Origin of the sequence: Streptomyces sp. NPDC008079, assembly GCF_042957385.1 — a bacterium.
Taxonomy (GTDB): Bacteria; Actinomycetota; Actinomycetes; order Streptomycetales; family Streptomycetaceae; genus Actinacidiphila.
Window position 1 is genome coordinate 1356034 of record NZ_JBIBIC010000001.1, and the last position, 21274, is coordinate 1377307.

At 72.4% G+C, this 21274-nt stretch carries 17 protein-coding genes; 8 read left to right on the forward strand and 9 right to left on the reverse strand.

Annotation, left to right across the window (positions count from 1 at the left end):
- Positions 1–66: 66 nt before the first annotated feature.
- Entirely contained in the window at positions 67–558 is a 492-nt protein-coding gene (locus ACFZAM_RS05990) for a hypothetical protein (protein WP_355337414.1), read from the reverse strand.
- Positions 559–711: 153 nt separating this feature from the next.
- On the reverse strand, positions 712–2091 hold the full coding sequence (locus ACFZAM_RS05995) for an MFS transporter (RefSeq protein WP_391043088.1): 1380 nt from the start codon (positions 2089–2091) through the stop codon (positions 712–714).
- Positions 2092–2350: 259 nt separating this feature from the next.
- On the opposite strand from ACFZAM_RS05995, the gene ACFZAM_RS06000 reads away from it, so the two are divergent.
- Positions 2351–3259, forward strand: coding sequence for a DUF3027 domain-containing protein (locus tag ACFZAM_RS06000; protein WP_391043089.1), 909 nt, complete (start codon positions 2351–2353; stop codon positions 3257–3259).
- A gap of 142 nt (positions 3260–3401) precedes the next feature.
- Positions 3402–6638 carry a sacsin N-terminal ATP-binding-like domain-containing protein gene (locus tag ACFZAM_RS06005; RefSeq protein ID WP_391043091.1) on the forward strand — a complete coding sequence of 1079 codons (3237 nt, stop codon included), beginning with the start codon at positions 3402–3404 and terminating at the stop codon, positions 6636–6638.
- Between the two features lie 21 nt (positions 6639–6659).
- On the opposite strand, the gene ACFZAM_RS06010 is transcribed toward ACFZAM_RS06005, so the two are convergent.
- Both ACFZAM_RS06010 and ACFZAM_RS06015 read right to left on the reverse strand, forming a co-directional pair.
- Complete coding sequence (locus ACFZAM_RS06010; RefSeq protein ID WP_391043093.1) at positions 6660–9119, reverse strand: HAD-IC family P-type ATPase; 2460 nt, start codon at positions 9117–9119, stop codon at positions 6660–6662.
- Between the two features lie 30 nt (positions 9120–9149).
- Entirely contained in the window at positions 9150–9428 is a 279-nt protein-coding gene (locus ACFZAM_RS06015; protein WP_355337425.1) for a DUF2530 domain-containing protein, read from the reverse strand.
- A gap of 173 nt (positions 9429–9601) precedes the next feature.
- Here ACFZAM_RS06015 and ACFZAM_RS06020 point away from each other — a divergent pair, with 173 nt between their 5' ends.
- Positions 9602–11011, forward strand: a complete 1410-nt coding sequence (locus ACFZAM_RS06020) for a solute carrier family 23 protein (protein ID WP_391043570.1) — start codon at positions 9602–9604, stop codon at positions 11009–11011.
- Here the strand turns inward: ACFZAM_RS06020 and ACFZAM_RS06025 are convergent.
- Positions 10981–11232, reverse strand: coding sequence for a ribbon-helix-helix protein, CopG family (locus tag ACFZAM_RS06025; RefSeq protein ID WP_355337428.1), 252 nt, complete (start codon positions 11230–11232; stop codon positions 10981–10983). The two genes, ACFZAM_RS06020 and ACFZAM_RS06025, sit on opposite strands and share 31 nt — an antisense overlap.
- Positions 11233–11376: 144 nt before the next feature.
- On the opposite strand from ACFZAM_RS06025, the gene ACFZAM_RS06030 reads away from it, so the two are divergent.
- The 3 genes from ACFZAM_RS06030 to thpR all read left to right on the forward strand — a co-directional run bounded on the left by ACFZAM_RS06030 (position 11377) and on the right by thpR (position 14494).
- Positions 11377–11817 (forward strand): MarR family transcriptional regulator, encoded by a 441-nt coding sequence (locus tag ACFZAM_RS06030; protein WP_355337431.1) that lies wholly within the window; start codon positions 11377–11379, stop codon positions 11815–11817.
- 235 nt (positions 11818–12052) lie between these two features.
- Positions 12053–13582 (forward strand): MFS transporter, encoded by a 1530-nt coding sequence (locus ACFZAM_RS06035; RefSeq protein ID WP_391043097.1) that lies wholly within the window; start codon positions 12053–12055, stop codon positions 13580–13582.
- Positions 13583–13900: 318 nt separating this feature from the next.
- Positions 13901–14494 carry an RNA 2',3'-cyclic phosphodiesterase gene (gene thpR / locus ACFZAM_RS06040; RefSeq protein WP_391043099.1) on the forward strand — a complete coding sequence of 198 codons (594 nt, stop codon included), beginning with the start codon at positions 13901–13903 and terminating at the stop codon, positions 14492–14494.
- A 301-nt stretch (positions 14495–14795) separates the two neighbouring features.
- On the opposite strand, the gene ACFZAM_RS06045 is transcribed toward thpR, so the two are convergent.
- On the reverse strand, positions 14796–15791 hold the full coding sequence (locus tag ACFZAM_RS06045; protein ID WP_391043100.1) for an aldo/keto reductase: 996 nt from the start codon (positions 15789–15791) through the stop codon (positions 14796–14798).
- A 103-nt stretch (positions 15792–15894) separates the two neighbouring features.
- Positions 15895–16575 (reverse strand): GDSL-type esterase/lipase family protein, encoded by a 681-nt coding sequence (locus tag ACFZAM_RS06050; RefSeq protein ID WP_391043103.1) that lies wholly within the window; start codon positions 16573–16575, stop codon positions 15895–15897.
- A 47-nt stretch (positions 16576–16622) separates the two neighbouring features.
- On the opposite strand from ACFZAM_RS06050, the gene ACFZAM_RS06055 reads away from it, so the two are divergent.
- Entirely contained in the window at positions 16623–17678 is a 1056-nt protein-coding gene (locus tag ACFZAM_RS06055; RefSeq protein WP_391043106.1) for a hypothetical protein, read from the forward strand.
- A gap of 157 nt (positions 17679–17835) precedes the next feature.
- Here ACFZAM_RS06055 and serC read toward each other — a convergent pair whose 3' ends face one another.
- Together serC and ACFZAM_RS06065 are read right to left on the reverse strand one after the other, a co-directional pair.
- Positions 17836–18954, reverse strand: coding sequence for a phosphoserine transaminase (gene serC / locus ACFZAM_RS06060; RefSeq protein WP_391043108.1), 1119 nt, complete (start codon positions 18952–18954; stop codon positions 17836–17838).
- Between the two features lie 192 nt (positions 18955–19146).
- Positions 19147–20247, reverse strand: a complete 1101-nt coding sequence (locus ACFZAM_RS06065; protein WP_355337452.1) for a citrate synthase 2 — start codon at positions 20245–20247, stop codon at positions 19147–19149.
- 364 nt (positions 20248–20611) lie between these two features.
- On the opposite strand from ACFZAM_RS06065, the gene pdxH reads away from it, so the two are divergent.
- Positions 20612–21250 (forward strand): pyridoxamine 5'-phosphate oxidase, encoded by a 639-nt coding sequence (gene pdxH, locus ACFZAM_RS06070; protein ID WP_391043571.1) that lies wholly within the window; start codon positions 20612–20614, stop codon positions 21248–21250.
- Positions 21251–21274: the final 24 nt, after the last annotated feature.

Below are 21274 nucleotides of genomic sequence, written 5' to 3' on the forward strand. Positions count from 1 at the left end.
TGCCATAAGGCGCGGGCGCGGGACCGGGTTCCGGGCCCGGCGCGGGACCGGCGGCGCGGTCGGGTGTCACTTGCCGCGGACGAGCTTGATCTTCCAGATGCCGTACGTCTTGCGGCCCGTCAGGTCGCCGGACTCCACGATGTTCAAGGTGACTTCCTTGACCTGCGTGGACTGGCCGGTCTGCTGGTCCTGCACGGTGAACAGGGTGCCGCTGTCGAGCGTCCAGTACGTCTGGTTCTTGAGCAGTTCCTGCGTGACGAGCTGGGTGCCGTTGGCGAGCAGCCAGCCCTTCTTCGCCAGCTTCGGGTCGACGCCGATGCGTACCTGGTCGCCCAGGCCGACCGTGAGGTGGTGCTTGGGGGCGGCCGTCAGACACGCCTCGAAGATCGCCTGGGGGAGCAGCTTGCCGTGGGCGTAGCACTTGTCCACGGCTTCCGCGGTCACGGACCGGGTGCCCACGGTCACGGTTGCCAGGGGGGTCGGCTTGTCGCAGGCGGTCAGGGCGACGAGCCCGAGGGAGACGGCACCGATGGTGGTGGCAGCGCGGCGAATGCTCATGGCAGGAGGCTACCGGGCTGTTGCCCCCAGGCCGCGCGGGGGTGGGACGTGTCCCGCGACGGCCCGGCGATCACCGCCGCCGTACACCCGTACCGGTTACCGCCGGACCCCCGCCGCGTACGCCAGGGCCCCTACCGCGTACGGCCGGTGTCCTTACGCCACCCGTGCCGACGCCGTGTTGCCGCCGCGCCGCGCCGAGCCGAACAGGCCGCGTACCGACACCACGAACGCCACCAGCACCAGACAGGCCGCGACCGACATGCCGAGCTGGCCGTTGAGCGGGAGCACTATGCCCAGGCCGCCGCCGACCACCCAGGAGAGCTGGAGGGCGGTCTCGGAGCGGGCGAAGGCGGAGGTGCGCACCAACTCCGGCACGTCGCGCTGGATCAGCGCGTCCAGCGACAGCTTCGCCAGGGCCTGCGAGATGCCCGCGACGGCCGCCGCGGCGGCGACGGTGACCAGGCCGTACCAGGTGGCCGCGGCGATCGTCGCCGTCAGCGAGCAGATCAGGACGCTGCCGATGATGATCTCGGGGCCGCGCGCCTTCAGCCACGCGCCGAGCGCCGTGCCCAGCGCGTTGCCCGCGCCGGCGGAGACGACCACGACGCCCAGGGAGGTCGCCGCGGTGAGGCCGCCCAGCGGATGCTCGCGCAGCATGAACGCCAGGAACATCGTCAGGAAGCCGGACAGCGAGCGCAGCCCCGCGTTGCCCTGGAGGGCGTGCAGCACCGAGGAGCCGACGCCCAGCAGGCTCGGCCGCTTGCCCGGAATCCCCGACGGCTCCGGCGGCGCCTCCTCGTCGGCCGACAGCCGGACCTTGCCCTCGCCGCGCGAGGAGTCGACCTTCGAGGGCAGCGACATCGACAGCAGCGCGCCGACGATGAAGATCACGAAGGCGCCGTAGAGCGGCCACTGCGGGCCGAAGGCGTGCAGCCCCGCGCCGACCGGCGCGGCGATGGCCGTCGCGAGCAGACCCGCCAGCGTCACCCGTGAATTGGCCTTCACGAGTGTCGTTCTGTCCGGCAGAAGCCGTGGCACCACCGCGCTTCGCACCACGCCGTACGCCTTCGACGCCACCAGCACGCCCAGCGCCATCGGATACAGGCCGAGGCCCGCGGTGCTGATCACCCCGGCCATCGTCCAGGCCAGCACGCCGCGCGCCATCATCGCCATCGCTATGGCCGCCCGGCGGCCGTGCTGGAGCCGGTCGAGCAGCGGACCGATCACCGGGGCCAGGAGCGCGAACGGCGCCATCGTCACGAGCAGGTAGAGCGCGACCCGGCCACGGGCCTGTCCGGTCGGGACCGAGAAGAACACCGAACTCGCGAGCGCGATCGTGATCAACATGTCGCCCGCCGAGTTCACGGCGTGCAGTTCGATCAGCTTCGCCAGCCCCGACTCGCCCGCGCCGCCCGCGTGTGTCGTACGCCTGATACGACGGCGCAAGGCACCGCCGGACCGCCCCACGCCGTTAGCGAGGGCGCGTCCGGCCCTGCGCACGGGCCCTGGGCCCGCAGTCACCGTTCGTGCCACGACAGCAATCCTGCCCCAATCGGAAGACCACGCACCCCCTCCTTTGCGCACGTGGTGCGCACAGGTAGCGTGCGATCGCGCAGAATGGGTGACAACAGGTGCGCCCGAAGACGCTCGGGCAGGGCCACGAAGGCAGAAAACCAAGGCGTCGAAGCGGTCCGCAGGTCCGCTCCGCCCCGGTTTTCCGCGTCGGGTCCGTCGCGTCGCGGCGCACACGTGAGACGGCGTAGAGAGAGAAACGATTTCTGTGAGTGCTGCGATGCGAAGCCGTACCCCTGACCGCCTGTGCGCCGAGGCGGTCGATGTCGCGCTGGCTGTGACGGAGGAGGCGGCGGGGCCGCAGTCCGTCGGCGAGCACCTCGGCGTCGTCGCCGAGGGGGACCGCGTCGTCACCCACTACTTCGCCTGTAAAGAGCCCGCCTACCGCGGCTGGCGCTGGGCCACCACCCTCACGCGGGCCTCCCGCGCCAAGGTCGTGACCATCGACGAGACGGTGCTGCTGCCGGGCGACGACGCGATTCTCGCGCCCGAATGGGTGCCGTGGAGCGAGCGGCTGCGGCCCGGCGACATGGGCCCCGGCGACCTGCTGCCCACCGAGGCCGACGACCTGCGCCTGGAGCCGGGGTGGACCGGCGAGGACGACGAGCGCTTCCCGGGCTTCCCCGACGGGTCGGCCGACGCCCCGGACGGCTCCGCGGGTCCCGAGAGCGGCGCGGACTCCTCCGACGCCGACTTCGTGGTGCCCACGCCCGCGACGATCACCGCGGTCGCCGCCGAGATCGGCATGGGACGGCCGCGGGTGCTCTCCCGCTACGGTCTGCACGCCGCCGCCGACCGCTGGGAGGAGCAGTTCGGCGCCAAGACGCCCATGGCCCAGGCCGCGCCCGCCAACTGCGTGAGCTGCGGCTTCCTCGTCGCGATCAAGGGCTCCCTCAGCCAGGCGTTCGGGATCTGCGCCAACGAGTTCTCGCCCGCCGACGGCCGCCTGGTCTCCCTGTCCTACGGCTGCGGCGGCCACTCCGAGGCCGCCGTGATGCCCAAGACCCCCACCCCGCCGCCGATGGTCCTGGACGACATGGAGGAGACCGAGCAGGTCTCCCTGCACCCCGGCCGCGTGTCCCCGGCGGACGACGACGCCGCCGCGGCGGACGGGCCGGGCCGCTCGTAGCCGCGGTACCCCCGGCCGGTCGGCCGGGGGGCGGCGGTGAACCCCGTGCGGGCGACCGCGCCGCGCGGGCGCGGCGCCATTGGCGGTACGGTCGCCCCGACAGGGGCCCGGCCGCGGGCCGCAGCAACAACCGGAGGGCCACGTGAGCCGCGCAGGGACCCGACCGACGGTCGTCACGGAAGCCACCAGCGACCCCTTCGGCACCGCCGCGCTCCGTGCGGGCGTGACCACCGCCTGGTCCGCGTCGGCCGCCCGCTTCCGTGAGGACGCGAACGCCGAGGAGGACCTGGCCCTCGGCGGCTACCGCGACCGCCTCGTCGTGGAACTGGCCCAGAACGCCGCCGACGCGGCGGTACGGGCCGGCGTCCCCGGCCGCCTGCGGCTGACCCTCCACGGGGCCGGTGAGGGCGATGACGACCCCGCCCTGCTGGCCGCCGCCAACACCGGCGCCCCGCTCGACGCCGCCGCCGTCGAGTCGCTGTCCACGCTCCGCGCCTCCGCCAAGCGCGACGACGGCCCGGCCGCCGTCGGCCGCTTCGGCGTCGGCTTCGCGGCGGTGCTGGCCGTCAGCGACGAACCGGCCGTGGTGGGCCGCACCGGCGGCGTCCGCTGGTCGCTGGCCGAGGCCCGCGCGCTGGCCGCCGAAGTCCCCGGCCTGACCGATGAGTTGCGACGCCGCGACGGCCATGTCCCGCTGCTGCGGCTGCCGTTCCCCGCGGAGGGCCGCGCGCCCGACACGTACGACACCGTCGTGCTGCTGCCGCTGCGCGACGGCGCCGCGGGCGACCTCGCGGCCCGGCTGCTGGCGGCCGTGGACGACGCGCTGCTGCTCGCGCTGCCGGGCCTGTCCGAGGTCGTGGTGGAAACCCCGGACGGGGTACGGACCCTGACCCGCCGTCAGACCGACGACGGCGACGTGGTCATCGAGGACAGCGACCGCGACGGCGCCGCCCGCTGGCGGGTGTCGTCCGCCTCCGGCGCCCTCACCCCCGACCTGCTGGCCGACCGCCCCGTCGAGGAACGGCTGCGCCCCGTCTGGTCGGTGACCTGGGCGGTCCCCGTGGACGAGGAGGGCGCCCCGGCCGCGCCCCGCACCGCGCCCGTCGTCCACGCGCCCACGCCCACCGACGAACCGCACGGCCTGCCCGCGCTGCTGCTCGCCTCCTTCCCGCTCGACCCGACCCGCCGCCACGCCGCCCTCGGCCCGCTCACCGACTTCCTGCTGGCCCGCGCCGCCGAGTCGTACGTGGCGCTGCTGGCCGGCTGGCGGCCGGTCGGCACCGGCGTGGTCGACCTGGTGCCGGGACCGCTGGGCAAGGGCGAACTCGACGCCGAGCTGCGCCGCAGAATCCTCGCCGAGCTGCCCCGTACCGCCTTCCTGCCGCGCGCCGCCGAGCCGCGCCCCGACGACGGCCCCGACGGCCCCGAGGCGGCGGAGAAGGCCGCGGACGACGGCTCCTGGGACGGCGGCGGCCCGCTGGCCGGTGAGGCGCCCGCGCTGCGCCCGGTCGAGGCCGAGGTCGTGGAGGGCGCCACCGCGCAAGCCGTACGCGTCCTGGCCGAGGTGCTGCCGACGCTGGTCCCCTCCACGCTCGAACGGCGGCCCGCGCTGCGCCAGTTGGGCGTCGCCCGGCTGACCCTCGCCGACGCCGTGGACCGCCTCGCGGGCACCGAACGCCCCGCGGGCTGGTGGTGGCGCCTGTACGACGCGCTGGCCGGAACCGACGCCGACGTCCTCAGCGGCCTCCCGGTGCCGCTCGCCGACGGCCGTACGGTCGTCGGCCCGCGCCAGGTGCTGCTGCCGGTGCCGGGGGAGGGGGACGACGGCGACACGGGCGCGGTGGACCCCGCCGCGCTGGCCCGCCTCGGCCTGCGCGTCGCCCACGCCGACGCCGTGCACCCGCTGCTCGAAAAGCTCGGAGCGTCCCCCGCCACCCCGCGTGCCGTCCTGACCACCCCTCAGGTCAGGGCCGCCGTGGCCGCCTCGCTGGACGACGAGGGCGCCGCCTGGGACGACGAGAACGCCCTGGACACCGAGGAGTTGGCCGACACCGTCCTCGCTCTGGCCCGCGCCGCGGGGCTCGCGCCCGGCGAGGAGCCGTGGCTCGCCGCCCTCGCGCTGCCCGACGAGGAGGGCGAACTCGCCCCGGCCGGCGAGCTGGTCTTCCCCGGCAGCGCCCTGGAATCCGTCCTGCGCGAGGGCGAACTGGCCGCCGTGGACGCCGAGTTGGCCGAGCGCTGGGGCGAACAGCCGCTCGCCGCGGTCGGGGTGCTCGCCACCTTCGCGCTGGTCCGCGCCGCCGACGTCGTCCTCGACCCCGACGACCTCGAACCGCGCGACAGCGACTGGGCCGAGCCCGACGACATCGGCCTGCTCGACGCCGTCGACGTGTGGTGCGAGGACGTCCTGGACCGCCTCCCCGAGACCGACGTGCCGCCGGTCGCCACCGAGGTGATCGGCGTCCGCGACCTCGACCTGGTGGACGACGACGCCTGGCCGCAGGCGCTGGCGCTGCTCTCCCGCCCCCCGCTGCGCGACGCGATCACCGCGCCCGTACGCGTCCTGCTCCCCGACGGCACCACCGACTCCGTACGCCCCTACGCCGCCTGGTGGCTCCGCGACCACCCCGTGCTCGACGGCCGCCGCCCGGTCGGCCTGCGCGCGGCGGGCGGCGACCCGCTGCTCGCCGGGCTCTACGACGAGGCCGCCACCGGCACGGCCGTGGACGAGCAGGTGCTGCGGGCGCTGGGCGTCCGCACCTCCGTACGCGCGCTGCTGGACGAACCGGGCGGGGCCGCCGAACTCCTCGCGCGGCTGGCCGACCCCGAGCGGCGGGTCACCCCCGCCCAGCTCCACCACCTCTACGCGGCGCTGGCCGAACTCGACCCCGAGCAGGTCACGCTCCCCGACGACCTGCGGGCCGTCGTGGACGGCGTGCCCCGCGTGGTCGACGCCGCCGACGCGTTGGTCGCCGACGCCCCCGACCTGCTGCCGCTCGCCGCGGGCCGCGCCCTGCTGCCCGTGCCGCCGCGGCTGGCCGCGGACCTCGCCGACCTCTTCCAGGTCCGCCGCCTCAGCGACGCCGTCGAGGCCCGTGTCGTCTCCGAGGGCGAGATCCACGACGTGCTGCCCGCCGTTCACGACCTGCTCCCCGGCGCCCCCGCCACGTACATCGAGCACGAGGAACTGCTCGTCAACGGGGACGTCGAACTCTCATGGCGCTACGTCGACGGCACCCTGCACGCCTCCACGGTCGAGGGCGTGGCCGCGGGCCTGGCGTGGGCCACGGCCCACTGGCACCGCCGCTTCGAACTGGCCGCACTCCTCGAAGACCCCACCCGTACCGAGGAGTTGGCCATGGACCGCTGGTTCGACTGACGGGCCCTCAGGCGTGGCGGCTCACGCCGTGTCGCGCCTGCGCACCCACCCCCACACCACTTCGAGCACCAGTCCGCCCGCCACCGCGATACCGACGGCCGTCCACGGCATCTGCGCGCCCACCAGCTTCAGCGCGAAGAAGGACTGGAGCCACGGGACGACCAGCACGATCAGGAAGCCGACGCCCATCGCCAGCACCAGCGCGATCCGCCACCAGGTGTAGGGCCTGGCCACGATCGCCAGCACCCACACCTCCAGCAGGAACAGCGTGAGCGTGGCCGCGCTGGTCTCGGCGTCCAGCGCCCCGCTGCCGGAGTAGTGGTGCCGGGCCAGCAGGTACGACAGCATCGCCGCGAGCCCGCAGATGATCCCCGCGGGGGTCGAGTACCGCATGACCCGCCGGACGAAATGCGGCTTGGCCCGCTCCTTGTTGGGCGCGAGCGCCAGGAAGAAGGCGGGCACGCCGATGGTGAGCGTGGACAGCAGCGTGAGGTGCCGCGGCAGGAAGGGGTAGGGCACCTGCCAGCACACCACGAGCACCGCGAGCAGCACGGAGTAGACCGTCTTGGTGAGGAACAGCGTGGCGACCCGGGTGATGTTGCCGATCACCCGCCGGCCCTCGGCGACCACCGAAGGCAGCGTCGCGAAGCTGTTGTTGAGCAGCACGATCTGCGCGACCGCGCGGGTGGCCTCGGAACCCGACCCCATGGACACGCCGATGTCGGCGTCCTTGAGGGCGAGTACGTCGTTGACGCCGTCGCCGGTCATCGCCACGTTGTGCCCGCGGGACTGGAGGGCGCCGACCATGTCCCGCTTCTGCTGCGGCGTGACCCGCCCGAAGACGGCGCCGTCCTCCAGCACTTGCGCCATCTCGTCCTGGTCGGTGGGCAGTTGGCGGGCGTCCACCGGGGCGTCCGCGCCCGGCAGCCCGAGCTTGCCGGCGACCGCGCCGACCGACACCGCGTTGTCGCCGGAGATGACCTTGGTCTGCACATTCTGCTCGGCGAAGTACCGCAGCGTGTCCCCGGCGTCGGGCCGCAGCCGCTGTTCGAGGACGACCAGCGCGTACGGGGTGACGGTCTCGGCCACCCGCGGGTCGTCGAGCGGGCGGTCGGTGCGGGCCAGCAGCAGCACCCGCAGGCCCTCGTTGTTGAGCTGGTCGATCTCGGCGAGCGAGCCGTGGCCGGTGGGCAGCAGCACGTCGGGCGCGCCGAGCAGCCACGTACTGCTGGTGCCGTCGGGCTCGTTGAAGGCGGCGCCGCTGTACTTGCGGGCCGAGCTGAAGGGCAGTGCCTCGGTGCAGCGCCAACCGCCGTCCGCGGCGGTGTCCTTGGCGGCGCTGTCGTCCCGGTGGCCGCCCTCGGAGCCGCCGTTGGAGCCGTCCTTCGAAGCGCTGCCGCCCGGCCGGGGGTAGGCGTCGATGATGGCCTGGAGGCTGGCGTTGGGGCGCGGGTCGGAGGCGCCGAGCGCGGACAGGACGCGGGCGACGTAGTCGCGGTCCGCGCCGTCCAGCGGGCGCAGGTCCGAGACGTCCATGCCGCCCTCGGTGAGGGTGCCGGTCTTGTCCAGGCAGACGATGTCCACCCGGGCCAGGCCCTCGATCGCGGGCAGCTCCTGGACCAGGCACTGCTTGCGGCCCAGCCGGATCACGCCGATCGCGAAGGCCACCGAGGTCAGCAGCACCAGGCCCTCCGGCACCATCGGCACGATGCCGCCGACCGTACGGCGGACGGCCTCGCTGCCGTCGTGGCTCTCCACCGTGAACTGGCTGATGATCAGGCCGACCGCGGTCGGCACCATCATCCACATCACGTACTTGAGGATCTGGCTGATGCCGTTGCGCAGCTCGGAGTTGACCAGCGTGAAGCGGGACGCCTCGTCGGCGAGCTGCGCCGCGTACGCCTCCCGGCCGACCTTGGTGGCGGTGAAGGCGCCGCCGCCCGCCACCACGAAGCTGCCCGACATCGCCTGGTCCCCGGCGTGCTTGAGCACGGGGTCGGCCTCACCGGTCAGCAGCGACTCGTCGATCTCCAGGCCGTCAGCCTCCTCGATGACGCCGTCCACGACGACCTTGTCACCGGGGCCCAACTCGATGAGGTCGCCGAGGACGATCTCCGAGGTGTGGATCTCGGCCGACGCACCGTCACGGCGCACCGAGGGCTTGGACTCGCCGATCACGGCGAGGCTGTCCAGGGTCCGCTTGGCGCGCAGCTCCTGGATGATGCCGATCGCGGTGTTGGCGACGATCACGAAGCCGAAGAGGCCGTCCTGGATCGGACCGACCACCAAAATGATCAGAAAAAGGAAGCCGATGATCGCGTTGAACCGGGTGAAGACATTCGCCCGGACGATCTCGGAAGTTGAGCGGGAGGAGCGTACCGGTACGTCATTGACCTCGCCGCGCGCGACGCGTTCCGCGACCTCGCCGCCGGTCAGTCCCGGTTTCCGGGTGACGACCTCCGTGTCCGTGCGTTCCGTCATGGGTCCGACGGTACGTGGCGCCCGGCGCTTCTACCCGGCGGAGGTCCCTTCCTGACCGCGCGCCGCGGCGGCGCGACGGATCGCGGCCCGCCGCGCGGTGACGTATTTCAGGCCGATCAGCCCGAGCCCCGCACCCGCCAGACAGGTCCAGATCAGCCACGTATGGCCGTGATCCGCGTACCAGCCGTAGAAGGGGAGCTGCACGACGAACAGCACGGCCCAGATGATCGTGCCGACTGTGACAGTGGCCACATCGTTGGCCTCCAGCGGCTCTGGGGCCTCGCGCAGGGGGGTCCGGTTGCTGCTCATGCGCCCATCGTAAGGGGGCCGGTCGCGGTGTCCGCGAGGTGGTGGCGGCCGTGCGGTTCAAGGATCTACGCGCGCAGATGGCGTTTGACAAGTTGTTTATTCATACTGAAGCAGCCACGCGCTGGCCGAATTTGTTCGTATGATCATCCAAGCTGAGCACCTTGAGGACCCGTATGCCGCCCGCCGCCCCCGGCCTTGACCGCTATTTCCGGATCTCCGAGCGCGGGTCCAGCATCCCGAGGGAGATTCGCGGCGGTCTCGCCACGTTCTTCGCGATGGCGTACATCATCGTGCTCAACCCGATCATCCTCGGCTCCGCCGTGGACAAGTACGGCCACCACCTGGTCGGCGGCCAGCTCGTCACCGCGACCGTGATCACCGCCGCCTTCACCACCCTGTTGATGGGCGTGGTCGGCAATGTGCCGATCGCGCTCGCCGCCGGGCTCGGCGTGAACACCGTCGTCGCCCTCCAGCTCGCGCCCAAGATGAGCTGGCCGGACGCGATGGGCATGGTCGTGCTCGCCGGTTTCGCGATCATGATCATGGTCGCCACCGGGCTGCGGGAGCGCGTGATGAGCGCGGTGCCGCTCGGCCTGCGCAAGGGCATCGCGATCGGCATCGGCCTGTTCATCATGCTGATCGGCCTGGTCGACTCCGGCTTCGTCACCCGTATCCCGGACGCCGCTCACACCACCGTGCCGCTCCAGCTCGGCTCCGACGGCCACCTCAACGGCTGGCCCGTGCTGATCTTCATCCTCGGCACGCTGCTCACCCTGGCGCTGATCATCCGCAAGGTCGCGGGCGCGATCCTGATCTCCATCGTCGCCATGACGGTCCTCGCGGTGATCGTGGACGCCGTCGCCGACATCCCCGCCGCCAACTGGGGCCTCACTGTTCCCAAGTGGCCCGGCAACCCGGTCGCCAGCCCCGACTTCGGCCTCATCGGCAAGGTCAGCCTCTTCGGCGGCTTCCACCAGGTCGGCATCCTGACCGGCGTGCTCTTCGTCTTCACCGTGCTGCTGTCCTGCTTCTTCGACGCGATGGGCACCATCCTCGGCGTCAGCGACGAGGCGGATCTGCTCGACGAGAAGGGCGACCTGCCCGGCATCAACAAGGTGCTGATGATCGACGGCATCGCCACCGCCGTCGGCGGCGCCTCCTCCTCGTCCGCCAACACCTGCTTCGTGGAGTCCACGGCGGGCGTCGGCGAGGGCGCCAGGACCGGTCTCGCCAGCATCGTGACCGGCCTGATGTTCGTGCTCGCGCTGTTCTTCACACCGCTGGCCACCATGGTCCCGGCCCAGGCGGCCACGCCCGCCCTGGTCGCGGTCGGCTTCCTGATCCTGGCGGGCTCGGTCCGGGAGATCGACTGGAGCGACTTCACCATCGCGGTGCCGGCGTTCCTGACTATGGTGATGATGCCGTTCACGTACTCGATCACCAACGGCATCGGCATCGGCTTCCTGAGCTTCTGCCTGCTGCGGCTGGCCGCCGGCCGCTGGCGCGAGGTGCCGGTCGCGCTCTACGCCGTGGCCGCGGTCTTCGCCTTCTACTACCTGATGCCCGCGCTCGGCCTGCTCTGAGCCGGTGCCTGAGGGGTGGGGGCGGGTCCGCTCAGCGGCCCGTCCTGCCCGTAGAACCGCTCCGTCTCGTCGACGGCCGTCTTGAACCGTTCGTCGAAGTCGTCACGGATGAGCGCCTGGACCACATAGTCCTGGGCGCTCATTCCGCGTTTGGCGGCATGGTCGCGGATCCGGTCCCACAGGTCTGCGTCTATGCGGAGGCTGAGCACTCTCGATGCCATACGCCCAAAGGTCCCCGGACGGGGGGCCGCCGCGGGGGACTTTCGGCGGCCATCTCACCCGTATGGGTGAGATAAGGGCACATGAGGGTTGAGTGGGGTCCCGCTTGGCCAAGTTTTACTTAGATTAGCTAATGAGCTAACCTAATGAACGTGACCGAACTGTCCGAGGACGACCGCGCCGCGGTGAATTCGCTGCGCTCCGCGGTGATGCGCCTGTCCCGCCGACTGCGCCACCAGCGTGTCGACGAGACGCTCAGCCCGACCGAGATGGCGGTGCTGGGCACCCTGGCCCGCTGCGGGTCCGCCACCCCTGGCGAACTGGCCCGCAGGGAACACGTGCAGCCGCCGTCGATGACCCGCATCGTGGCGATGCTCGAGGCCAAGGGGCTGGTCCGCCGGGAACCCCACCCCGACGACCGGCGCCAGGTCGTGGTGAGCCAGACCGAGCAGGCCGAGGCGATCCTCGCCGACGCCCGCGACACGCGGAACGCCTGGCTGGCCCGGCTCACCGAGGGGCTGACCGACGAGGAGCGCGCGGTGCTCCGCGAGGCGGCTCCCGTCCTGGAGAAGCTCGCTCACCTGTGACCGGTAGGACGTCGTACGACGCGCGTGAACCGTATGACCGCATGACCAGCACGAAGCGTGTGACCTGCACGAACCGTATGACCGTATGACCTGCACGAACCGTATGACCAGCACGACCCGCACGAACCGCACGACCGTATGCACCGCACGAGCTGTATGACCCGTACGACACCTGTGCCGCGCGAGCCATCGGACAGCATGACCGACCACCTGTTGAAGGGGAGGCGAGACCCGATTGAGTTCGGCAGCCGGACCAGGCACCGCAACCGAACCTGACCGACCCGAGGACGGCAGGACGAGCACCTTCAGCTCGCTCAAGGTCCGCAATTACCGGCTTTTCGCGACCGGCGCCGTGGTGTCCAACACCGGCACCTGGATGTCGCGGATCGCCCAGGACTGGCTGGTGCTCAGCATCACCGGCTCGTCCTTCGCGGTGGGCATCACCACCGCGCTGCAATTCCTGCCGATGCTGCTCTTCGGCCTCTGGGGCGGCGTCATCGCCGACCGCTACCCCAAGCGGCAGATCCTGATCCTCACCCAGGCAGTACTCGGCCTCCTGGGACTCCTGCTGGCCGCCCTCACCCTCAGCGGTGTCGTCCAGGTCTGGCACGTCTACACGATCGCCTTCCTGCTCGGCATGGTCACCGTGATCGACAACCCCGCGCGGCAGACCTTCGTCATGGAGATGGTCGGCCCGAGCCATGTGCGCAACGCGGTCTCGCTCAACTCCGCGAACTTCCAGTCCGCGCGCCTGATCGGCCCCGCCGTCGCCGGTGTGATGATCACGGCCGTCGGCAGCGGCTGGGCCTTCCTCTTCAACGGCCTGTCCTTCATGGCCCCGCTCGTCGGCCTGCTGCTGATGCGCACCTCCGAGCTGCACCGGGTCGACCGCGTGCCCCGCGGCAAGGGCCAGCTCCGCGAGGGCCTGCGCTACGTGGCGGGCAAGCCGGACCTCATCTGGCCGATCGTCCTGGTCGGCTTCATCGGCACCTTCGGCTTCAACTTCCCGATCTGGCTCTCCGCCTTCGTCAACCAGGTCTTCCACAGCGGCGCCAGCACCTACGGCCTGCTCAACACCCTGATGGCGGCCGGTTCCCTGCTCGGCGCGCTGCTCGCCGCCCGCCGCACCCGTACCCGGCTGCGCATGCTGGTCGCCGCGGCCTGCGTCTTCGGGCTGCTGGAGGCCGCCGCGGCCGTGGCGCCCGCCTTCTGGATCTTCGCCGTCCTGCTGGTCCCGATCGGCATCTTCGGCCTGACCTTCAACACGACGGCCAACGCCACCGTCCAGCTCGCCACCGAACCCGTCATGCGCGGCCGGGTGATGAGCCTGTACATGATGGTCTTCGTCGGCGGCACCCCGATCGGCGGTCCGGTGATGGGCTGGGTGACCGACACCTACGGCGCCCGCGTCGGCTTCCTGTCCGGCGGCCTGATCTCCGCGGTGGCCGCGGTGGCCGTCGCCGTCGTCCTGGCGCGGATCGGGGGCCTCCGGCCCCGTCTGAACCTGCGCCGCGGCAGGGCCAAGGGCCGGCCCCTGCTCTCCTTCGTGCCCCGCGAGCCGGTCACCGGCGACGTGGACGCCGAGGACGCGCCGGAGGCGGCGGGGGAGGGCGCTCCGGCGCCCGGCCCGAACGCGAAGACGCCGACGCCTCAGGGCCAGGCGCGGGCCACGTCCCAGGCGCGGGACCGGTCCCAGGCCCAGGCGCGGCCTCAGACCCAGCCTCAGGACGACGAGTCGGCGCCCCGGCTCACCCCGGCCGTATGAGCCCGCGCGGGCTCACGGGGCCGGTGCGGGCAGCGGCCCAGGCGCGGGACCGGTCCCAGGCTCAGTCCCGGACCCGGTCCCAGGCGCGGCCCGTATGAGCCCGCGCGGGTTCACGGAGCCGGTGCGGGCGGTGGCCCCCGCCGGGTCGGTTCCGGCACGGCCGGTTCCGGCCCGGTCGGTTCGGGCACGGCCGGTTCCGGCCCGGTCGGTTCGGGCACGCCTGCTTATGGCATGCCTCGCTCCGGCCCGGCGGGTTCCGGGCCGCCCGGTCACGGCTCGCTGGGCCACGGCTCGCCCGGTCCCGGTACGGCCGGTGCCGTGAGGCTCTTCGTCGCGCTGCTGCCGCCACCGTCCGTCGCCGACGAACTGGCCGACGCGGTCGGCCCGTTGAGGCGTCTGCCCGACGCCTCGGCGCTGCGCTGGACCGCCCGGGAGAGCTGGCACTTCACCCTCGCCTTCCTCGGCGAGGTGGCCGACCCCGTCAGACCTGAGCTGGCGGAACGCCTCGGCCGGGCCGCCGCCCGTCACGATCCCTGCGCACTGCGGCTGTCCGGCGGCGGCCGGTTCGGCGACCGCGCGCTGTGGGCGGGCGCCGACGGCGACCTGACCGGTCTCGCCGCGCTGGCCGGCTCCGTACGGGACGCGGCCCGGCGGGCGGGCGCGCCACCCGACGCGGAGCACGCCTTCCGGCCCCACCTCACCCTGGCCCGCGCCCAGCGCGGCCACGCGGTGAGCCTGCGGCCCTTCGCCGACGCCCTCACCGCCCTCCACGGGGCGGCCTGGAGCGCCGACACCCTCCACCTGGTCAGCAGCGCCCTGCCGCGCTCCGGGGTCCCCGGCGAGCAGCCCCGCTACACGACGCAGGAGTCCTGGCCGCTGGGGCGCCCGGCGGCCCACCGGCCGGAGGGGTGACCGGGGCCGGTTAACCTCGGGGTGTGGACCCCAAGACCCGTACTCGTGTGATGACCGCCGCCTTCGTCCTGATGCTCGTGGTGGTGGTCGTCGCCGCCGCGCTGGGCTGACCCGCGGCGGCACCCCGGACAGTCCGTCCACACCGCCCGGCTGCGCGGGGGCCGCATGGCCGCCTGGCCATCCGGCCGTCCGGGCCGGATCACGGCTCGGCGGGCACGGCCGCCGCGGCTGTTCCGAGCGCCGCGCCCGCCGTACCCGCCGTGTTCCTCAGGGTTCCTCTGGGTTCCCTCGGTGCCGGGACCTACCAGGCGAAGGCTTCCGGGGACGGCCCAGGACCGGGGAAGATCTCGTCGAGCGCCGCCAGGAACTCCTCCGACAGCTCCAGCTCCAGCGCGCGCAGCGCCGAGTCGAGCTGGTCCTGGGTGCGCGGGCCGACAATCGGACCGGTCACACCCGGACGGGTGAGGAGCCAGGCGAGACCGACGTCACCGGGCTGGAGGCCGTGCTTGTCGCACAGGTCCTCGTACGCCTGGACCTGGTCGCGCAGCTTGCCGTCCTGGAGCGCCTTCGCGGTGTGCCCGCTGGTGGAACGCGCGCCGCCGCCCTCGCGCTGCTTGCGCAGCGCGCCGCCGAGCAGACCGCCGTTCAGCGGCGACCAGGGGATCACGCCGAGGCCGTAGTGCCGCGCCGCCGGGATGACCTCCATCTCCGCCCGCCGCTCCGCCAGGTTGTACAGGCACTGCTCGGTGATCAGACCGAGCGAACCGCGCCGCGCCGCCGCCTCGTTGGCCTGCGCGATGTGCCAGCCCGCGAAGTTGCTCGACCCGGCGTAGAGGATCTTGCCCTGCTGGATCAGGACGTCGATCGCCTGCCAGATCTCCTCCCACGGAGTGTCCCGGTCGACGTGGTGGAACTGGTAGACGTCGATGTAATCGGTGTTCAGCCGCTTGAGGCTGGCCTCGACGGCGCGCCGGATGTTGAGCGCGCTGAGCTTGTCGTGGTTCGGCCAGGGTTCGTCCGCGGTGCCCATGTAGCCGTTCACCTTGGTGGCCAGCACCGTCTTGTCGCGGCGGTCGCCGCCCTTGGCGAACCAGGTGCCGATGATCTTCTCGGTGCGGCCCTTGTTCTCACCCCAGCCGTAGACGTTGGCGGTGTCGAAGTAGTTGACGCCCGCCGCGAGGGCCGCGTCCATGATCGAGTGGCTGTCCGCCTCATCCGTCTCCGGGCCGAAGTTCATCGTGCCGAGAACCAGACGGCTGACCTTGAGGCCGGTACGTCCGAGCTGTGTGTACTCCATGGCGTTCAGCCAAGCTCTTGGAGTGCGCTCGAATCAAGGGGCAATCCGGGGGGCACCCGCGGCGTCGTCCGCCGTTCGGCCCGCGGGCCTGGCGCCGTTCGGCTCAGTACTCGTTGTAGGGCGCCCCGATGTCCCACGCCTGGTACATCGCGTCCGCGAAAGCCGCCGCCAATTTGTGCTCGCCCGCCGCGTTGGGATGGGTGCCGTCATAGGTGTGGAGCAGGATGTCGTACCCCTCGGGGCGGGAGGCCAGCAGCAGCGGCGAGGCGGGCGAGTCGTGCTCGGCGACCGCCTTCGCCATGCGGGTGTTCAGCTCCGCGCACTGGTCCGCGAAGCCCGGATCCAGATCGGCCCTGGTGTTGGGGATGACCGGCAGCAGCACCATCCGCAGCGCGGGGCCCGCCGCGCGGGCCGCCGCGATGAACCGCTCCACATTGCGCGCGGTCTGCTCGGCGTCGGTGTAGAAGCCGAGGTCGATCAGGCCGAGCGATATCAGCAGCACGTCCGGGCGGTGCTCCCGTACGACGTCGCCGATCATCGGCACCATGTGGTGCCAGCCCTCGCCCCAGCCCGCCAGATGCCGCCTGGCCCGCTCCGGGAACAACGGGTCGGCGTAGTCGGAGGAGACGGCCGCGCCGGCCGCCGTGTCGTACAGCGTGGTGCGCGGCCCCACCACCGTGAACGGCTCGCCCAGCTCGTTCAGGTGCTGCCACATGCGGTAGCGCCACGTGTAGTCGCCCGCGGCGCCCACGGTCATGGAGTCGCCGACGAATAGGTAACGCATGCCGGGCATCATCCCCGACCGCCCGCCGACCAGGGACACTGGGGTGCATGCGTGCGTATCTCCTGACGGCCGCCGCGTGCGCCGCCGTGGCCCTGGCCTGCGGCACCGCCGTACCCGCCGTCGCCGACAGCGGCCCCTCGGTCGCCTTCTCCCTCCGCGACCCGCGGATCACCGAGTCCAGCGGCCTGGCCGCCAGCCGCCTCCACCCCGGCGTGTACTGGACGCACAACGACAGCGACGACGGCCCGTACGTCTACGCCGTCGACTCGGCCACCGGCAAGACCGTGGCCAGGGTGACCATGCGCGGCATCCACGCGCGGGACGTGGAGGCGATCTCCCTGGGCCCCGACGGCGACCTCTACGTGGGCGACATCGGCGACAATCTGGGCGGCACCTGGCCCGAGGTCTGGATCTACCGCTTCCCCGAGCCGAAGCAGCTCGGCGACCGCACCGTCGACGTCACCCGCTACACCGTCCGTTACGACGCGGGACCCCGTAACGCCGAGGCCCTGATGGTGCATCCGAAGACGGGCCGGGTGTACATCGCCAGCAAGAATCAGGACGGCGGGGCGCTTTACGCCGGTCCGGCCGAGCTCAGCGCGGGCGGCGTCAACACCTTCCACCGCATAGCCGACGTCCCCTGGGTGACCGACGGCGCCTTCTCGCCCGACGGCACCCGCCTGGTGCTGCGCGGCTACCTCGGGGCGACCGGCTACCGCTGGGCCGACGGGGCCCCGCACAAGATCGGCAGCCTCGACGTCCCCATGCAACGGCAGGGCGAGTCCGTCACCTTCACCACCGACGGCCGGAATCTGATGTTCGGCAGCGAGGGCAAGAACAGCGACGTGTGGCGCGCGCCGCTCAGCGGCGACGAACTGCCCGACAGCGTGGCCGCCTCGGCGAGCGCGTCGGCGGACGACCACAAGGGCTCTCAAGCCTCTTCCGCAGCCTCTCCCGGGGCCTCACCGGGCACGGCCAAGGACACCGGCACCACGAGCACCGGCAGCAGGGTCGTGGGCATCGGGGTGCTCGCCGTGATCGGCGCCATCGGCGTGGGCGCCCGCAAGCTGCTGCGCCGCAACCGGGAACGCCACCGCGACTGACGCCGGCTGGGCGCGGCGGTACGGGCGTAGGGGCGGTACGGGCGTACGGGCGTACGGGCGGTATGAGCGGGCCGGGCGGGCCGACAATACGACGGTATGCCGCGACCCCGGCCGTCCTGCCTGGCCGGGGTCGCGGTTGCCGTATGTGTGGCAGCGGTCAGAGCTGACCGATGACGTAGTCGATGCAGGCGGTCAGCGCCTCGACGTCGGCCGGGTCGACGGCCGTGAACATCGCGACCCGGAGCTGGTTGCGGCCCAGCTTGCGGTACGGCTCGGTGTCCACGATCCCGTTGGCCCGCAGCACCTTCGCGACGGCCGCCGCGTCGACGCCGTCCTCGAAGTCGATGGTGCCGATGACCTGCGAGCGCTGCGCGGGGTCCGCCACGAACGGCGTCGCGAAGGAGGACTTCTCCGCCCAGCCGTACAGCCGCGACGCGGAGTCGGCGGTGCGCTTGACCGCCCACTCCAGACCGCCCTGGCCGTTGATCCACTCGAGCTGCTCCTTGAGCAGGAAGAGCGTCGACAGCGCCGGGGTGTTGTACGTCTGGTTCTTCACCGAGTTGTCGATCGCCGTCGGCAGGTCGAAGAACGCCGGGATGTGCCGCCCGGACGCGGCGACCGAGGCCGCCCGCTCCAGCGCGGCGGGGGAGAAGGCGGCGACCCACAGCCCGCCGTCGGCCGCGAAGTTCTTCTGCGGCGCGAAGTAGTAGACGTCCGTCTCGGTGATGTCGACGGGCAGACCGCCCGCGCCCGAGGTGGCGTCCACCAGGACCAGGGCCCCGTCGTCCGCGCCCGCGACCCGGCGCAGCGGCGCCGCGACACCCGTGGACGTCTCATTGTGCGTGAAGGCGTATACGTCGACGCCCGCCTCGGCGACCGGCTCCGGGTGCGTACCCGGCTCCGACTTCACGATCGTCGGCTCCTGGAGCCACGGCGCGAGCTGCGCCGCCTTCGCGAACTTCGACGAGAACTCGCCGAAGGACAGGTGCTGCGACTTGCTGTCGATCAGCCCGTGCGTGGCGATGTCCCAGAACGCGGTCGAGCCGCCGTTCCCGAGCACCACCTCGTAGCCGTCGGGCAGCGAGAAGAGCTCCTTGACTCCCTGGCGGACCTGGCCCACCAGGTTCTTCACCGGCGCCTGCCGGTGGGAGGTACCGAGCAGGGACGTCCCGGTCGCGGCCAGCGCTTCGAGCGCTTCCGTCCGCACCTTGGAGGGGCCCGCCCCGAATCGTCCGTCGGCGGGCTTGATGTCAGCGGGAATCTCGATATCGGCCACGGTCGCAGCGTAGTCCGTCACGGGCGTGTTTCCGGGAGCGTTCCATCGGGTGAGACGGTGTCACACAGGGTGTGCGCCCCGGCCGGCCGGGCACCTGGCCCCGCGTCGCGCACCGGCGCGCGAAACGGCGAAGGGGCGCGCGAGGACCGGCCCGACGGCCCTCCCGCGCCCTGCGCCGAAATGCGCCGCGGTTCAGTGCGCGATGCTCGCGAAACCCTCGATGTCCCGCGGTCCGCGGACACCGGGCCCCACGTAGCGCGCCGAGGGCCTGACAAGGCGGCCGGTACGTTTCTGCTCCAGGATGTGCGCGGACCAGCCGGCCGTACGGGCGCAGGTGAACATCGAGGTGAACATGTGCGCCGGGACCTCCGCGAAGTCCAGCATGATCGCCGCCCAGAACTCGACGTTCGTGGCGAGCACCCGGTCGGGGCGGCGGGCGTGCAGCTCGGCGAGCGCCGCCTTCTCCAGCGCCTCCGCGACCTCGTAGCGCGGCGCGCCCAGCTCGCGCGCCGTACGCCGCAGCACGCGCGCCCGCGGGTCCTCCGCGCGGTAGACGCGGTGGCCGAAGCCCATCAGGCGCTCACCCTTGTCGAGGGCGGCCTTCACGTACGCCTCCGCGTCCCCGGTCCGCTCGATCTCCTCGATCATGCCGAGGACGCGGGACGGCGCGCCGCCGTGCAGCGGGCCCGACATGGCGCCGACCGCGCCGGACAGCGCTGCGGCGACGTCCGCGCCGGTCGAGGCGATGACCCGGGCGGTGAAGGTGGAGGCGTTCATGCCGTGCTCGGCCGCCGACGTCCAGTACGCGTCCACCGCCGCGACGTGCTTGGGGTCGGGCTCGCCGCGCCAGCGGATCATGAACCGCTCGGCGATGGAGTGCGCCTTGTCGATCTCCTTCTGCGGCACCATGGGCAGCCCCTGGCCGCGCGCGGACTGGGCGACGTACGACAGCGCCATCACGGCGGCGCGCGCGAGGTCGTCGCGCGCCTCCGCCTCGTCGATGTCCAGCAGCGGCCTGAGACCCCACACCGGGGCGAGCATGGCGAGCGCGGACTGCACGTCCACCCGGATGTCGCCGGAGTGCACCGGGATGGGGAAGGGCTCGGCGGGCGGCAGACCGGGGTTGAACTTCCCGTCGACCAGCAGGCCCCACACGTTCCCGAAGGACACATGGCCGACCAGGTCCTCGATGTCGACACCGCGATAACGCAGCGAACCGCCTTCCTTGTCGGGCTCGGCGATCTCCGTTTCGAACGCGATGACTCCCTCGAGTCCGGGTACGAAGTCGGACATGAGGCGGCTCCTCTTGATGATCACGACAGTGCGGTGGTGCGGCAGTGCCTGATGAATGAGACGACGACGGTGCCCGGGGGTGTGCGGGCGGGAGTGTGCCGGACGGGCCGACCCCACGGTCATGCCCCGCCCGAGGGGCTGTCACCCTGCTCCATCCGGATCAGCCTGGACCGTCCCACGATCCGCCGGACAGGACCTGGCCCCGGCCGGTCATTCTCCTTGCTGCCGGACGCGCCGGACAGCGTGAGTTCCGGCACATTCGCGGACGTCGGCGCCGGGACCCGCCGTCCTGCAAGATGTGCCCGTGCGACAACCACATGAAGAGCGCCAGGTGCGGCCCCTCCCGGCCGCGGACCCGGCGGCGATGCGCGAGCAGTACCGGGCCGCGGGACTGACCGAGCCGGACCTGGCGGCCGACCCCTACGAGCAGTTCGCCCGCTGGTTCGCCGACGCCGTACGGGCACGGGACGACGGCGCGCTCGCCGAACCCAACGCCATGGTGGTGTCCACGGCCGACGCCGACGGCGTACCCAGCTCCCGTACGGTCCTGCTCAAGGGCTACGACCAGCGCGGATTCGTTTTCTTCAGCAATTACGCGTCGCGCAAGGGCCGCGAGCTGGCCGCCAACCCGCACCTGGCGCTGCTCTTCCCCTGGCATCCGATCGCCCGCCAGGTGATCGTCGGGGGCTCGGCGGCGCGCGTGCCGCGGGACGAGACGGCGGCGTATTTCCGCAGCCGCCCGTACGGTTCGCGGATCGGCGCCTGGGCGAGCGAGCAGTCGGCCGTGGTGGCCTCGCGCGAGGTGCTGGAGGCGCGCTACGCGGAGCTGTGCGCGCGCTGGCCTGAAGGGACGGACGTGCCCGTACCGCCGTTCTGGGGCGGCTTCAGGGTCGAGCCGCGCACCGTCGAATTCTGGCAGGGCCGGGAGAACCGGCTGCACGATCGGCTGCGCTATACGCGCGGTGCGGACGGCGGATGGGGAATCGAGCGCCTGGCGCCGTAAAACGCGGGTGCCGGAGCGCTGGTC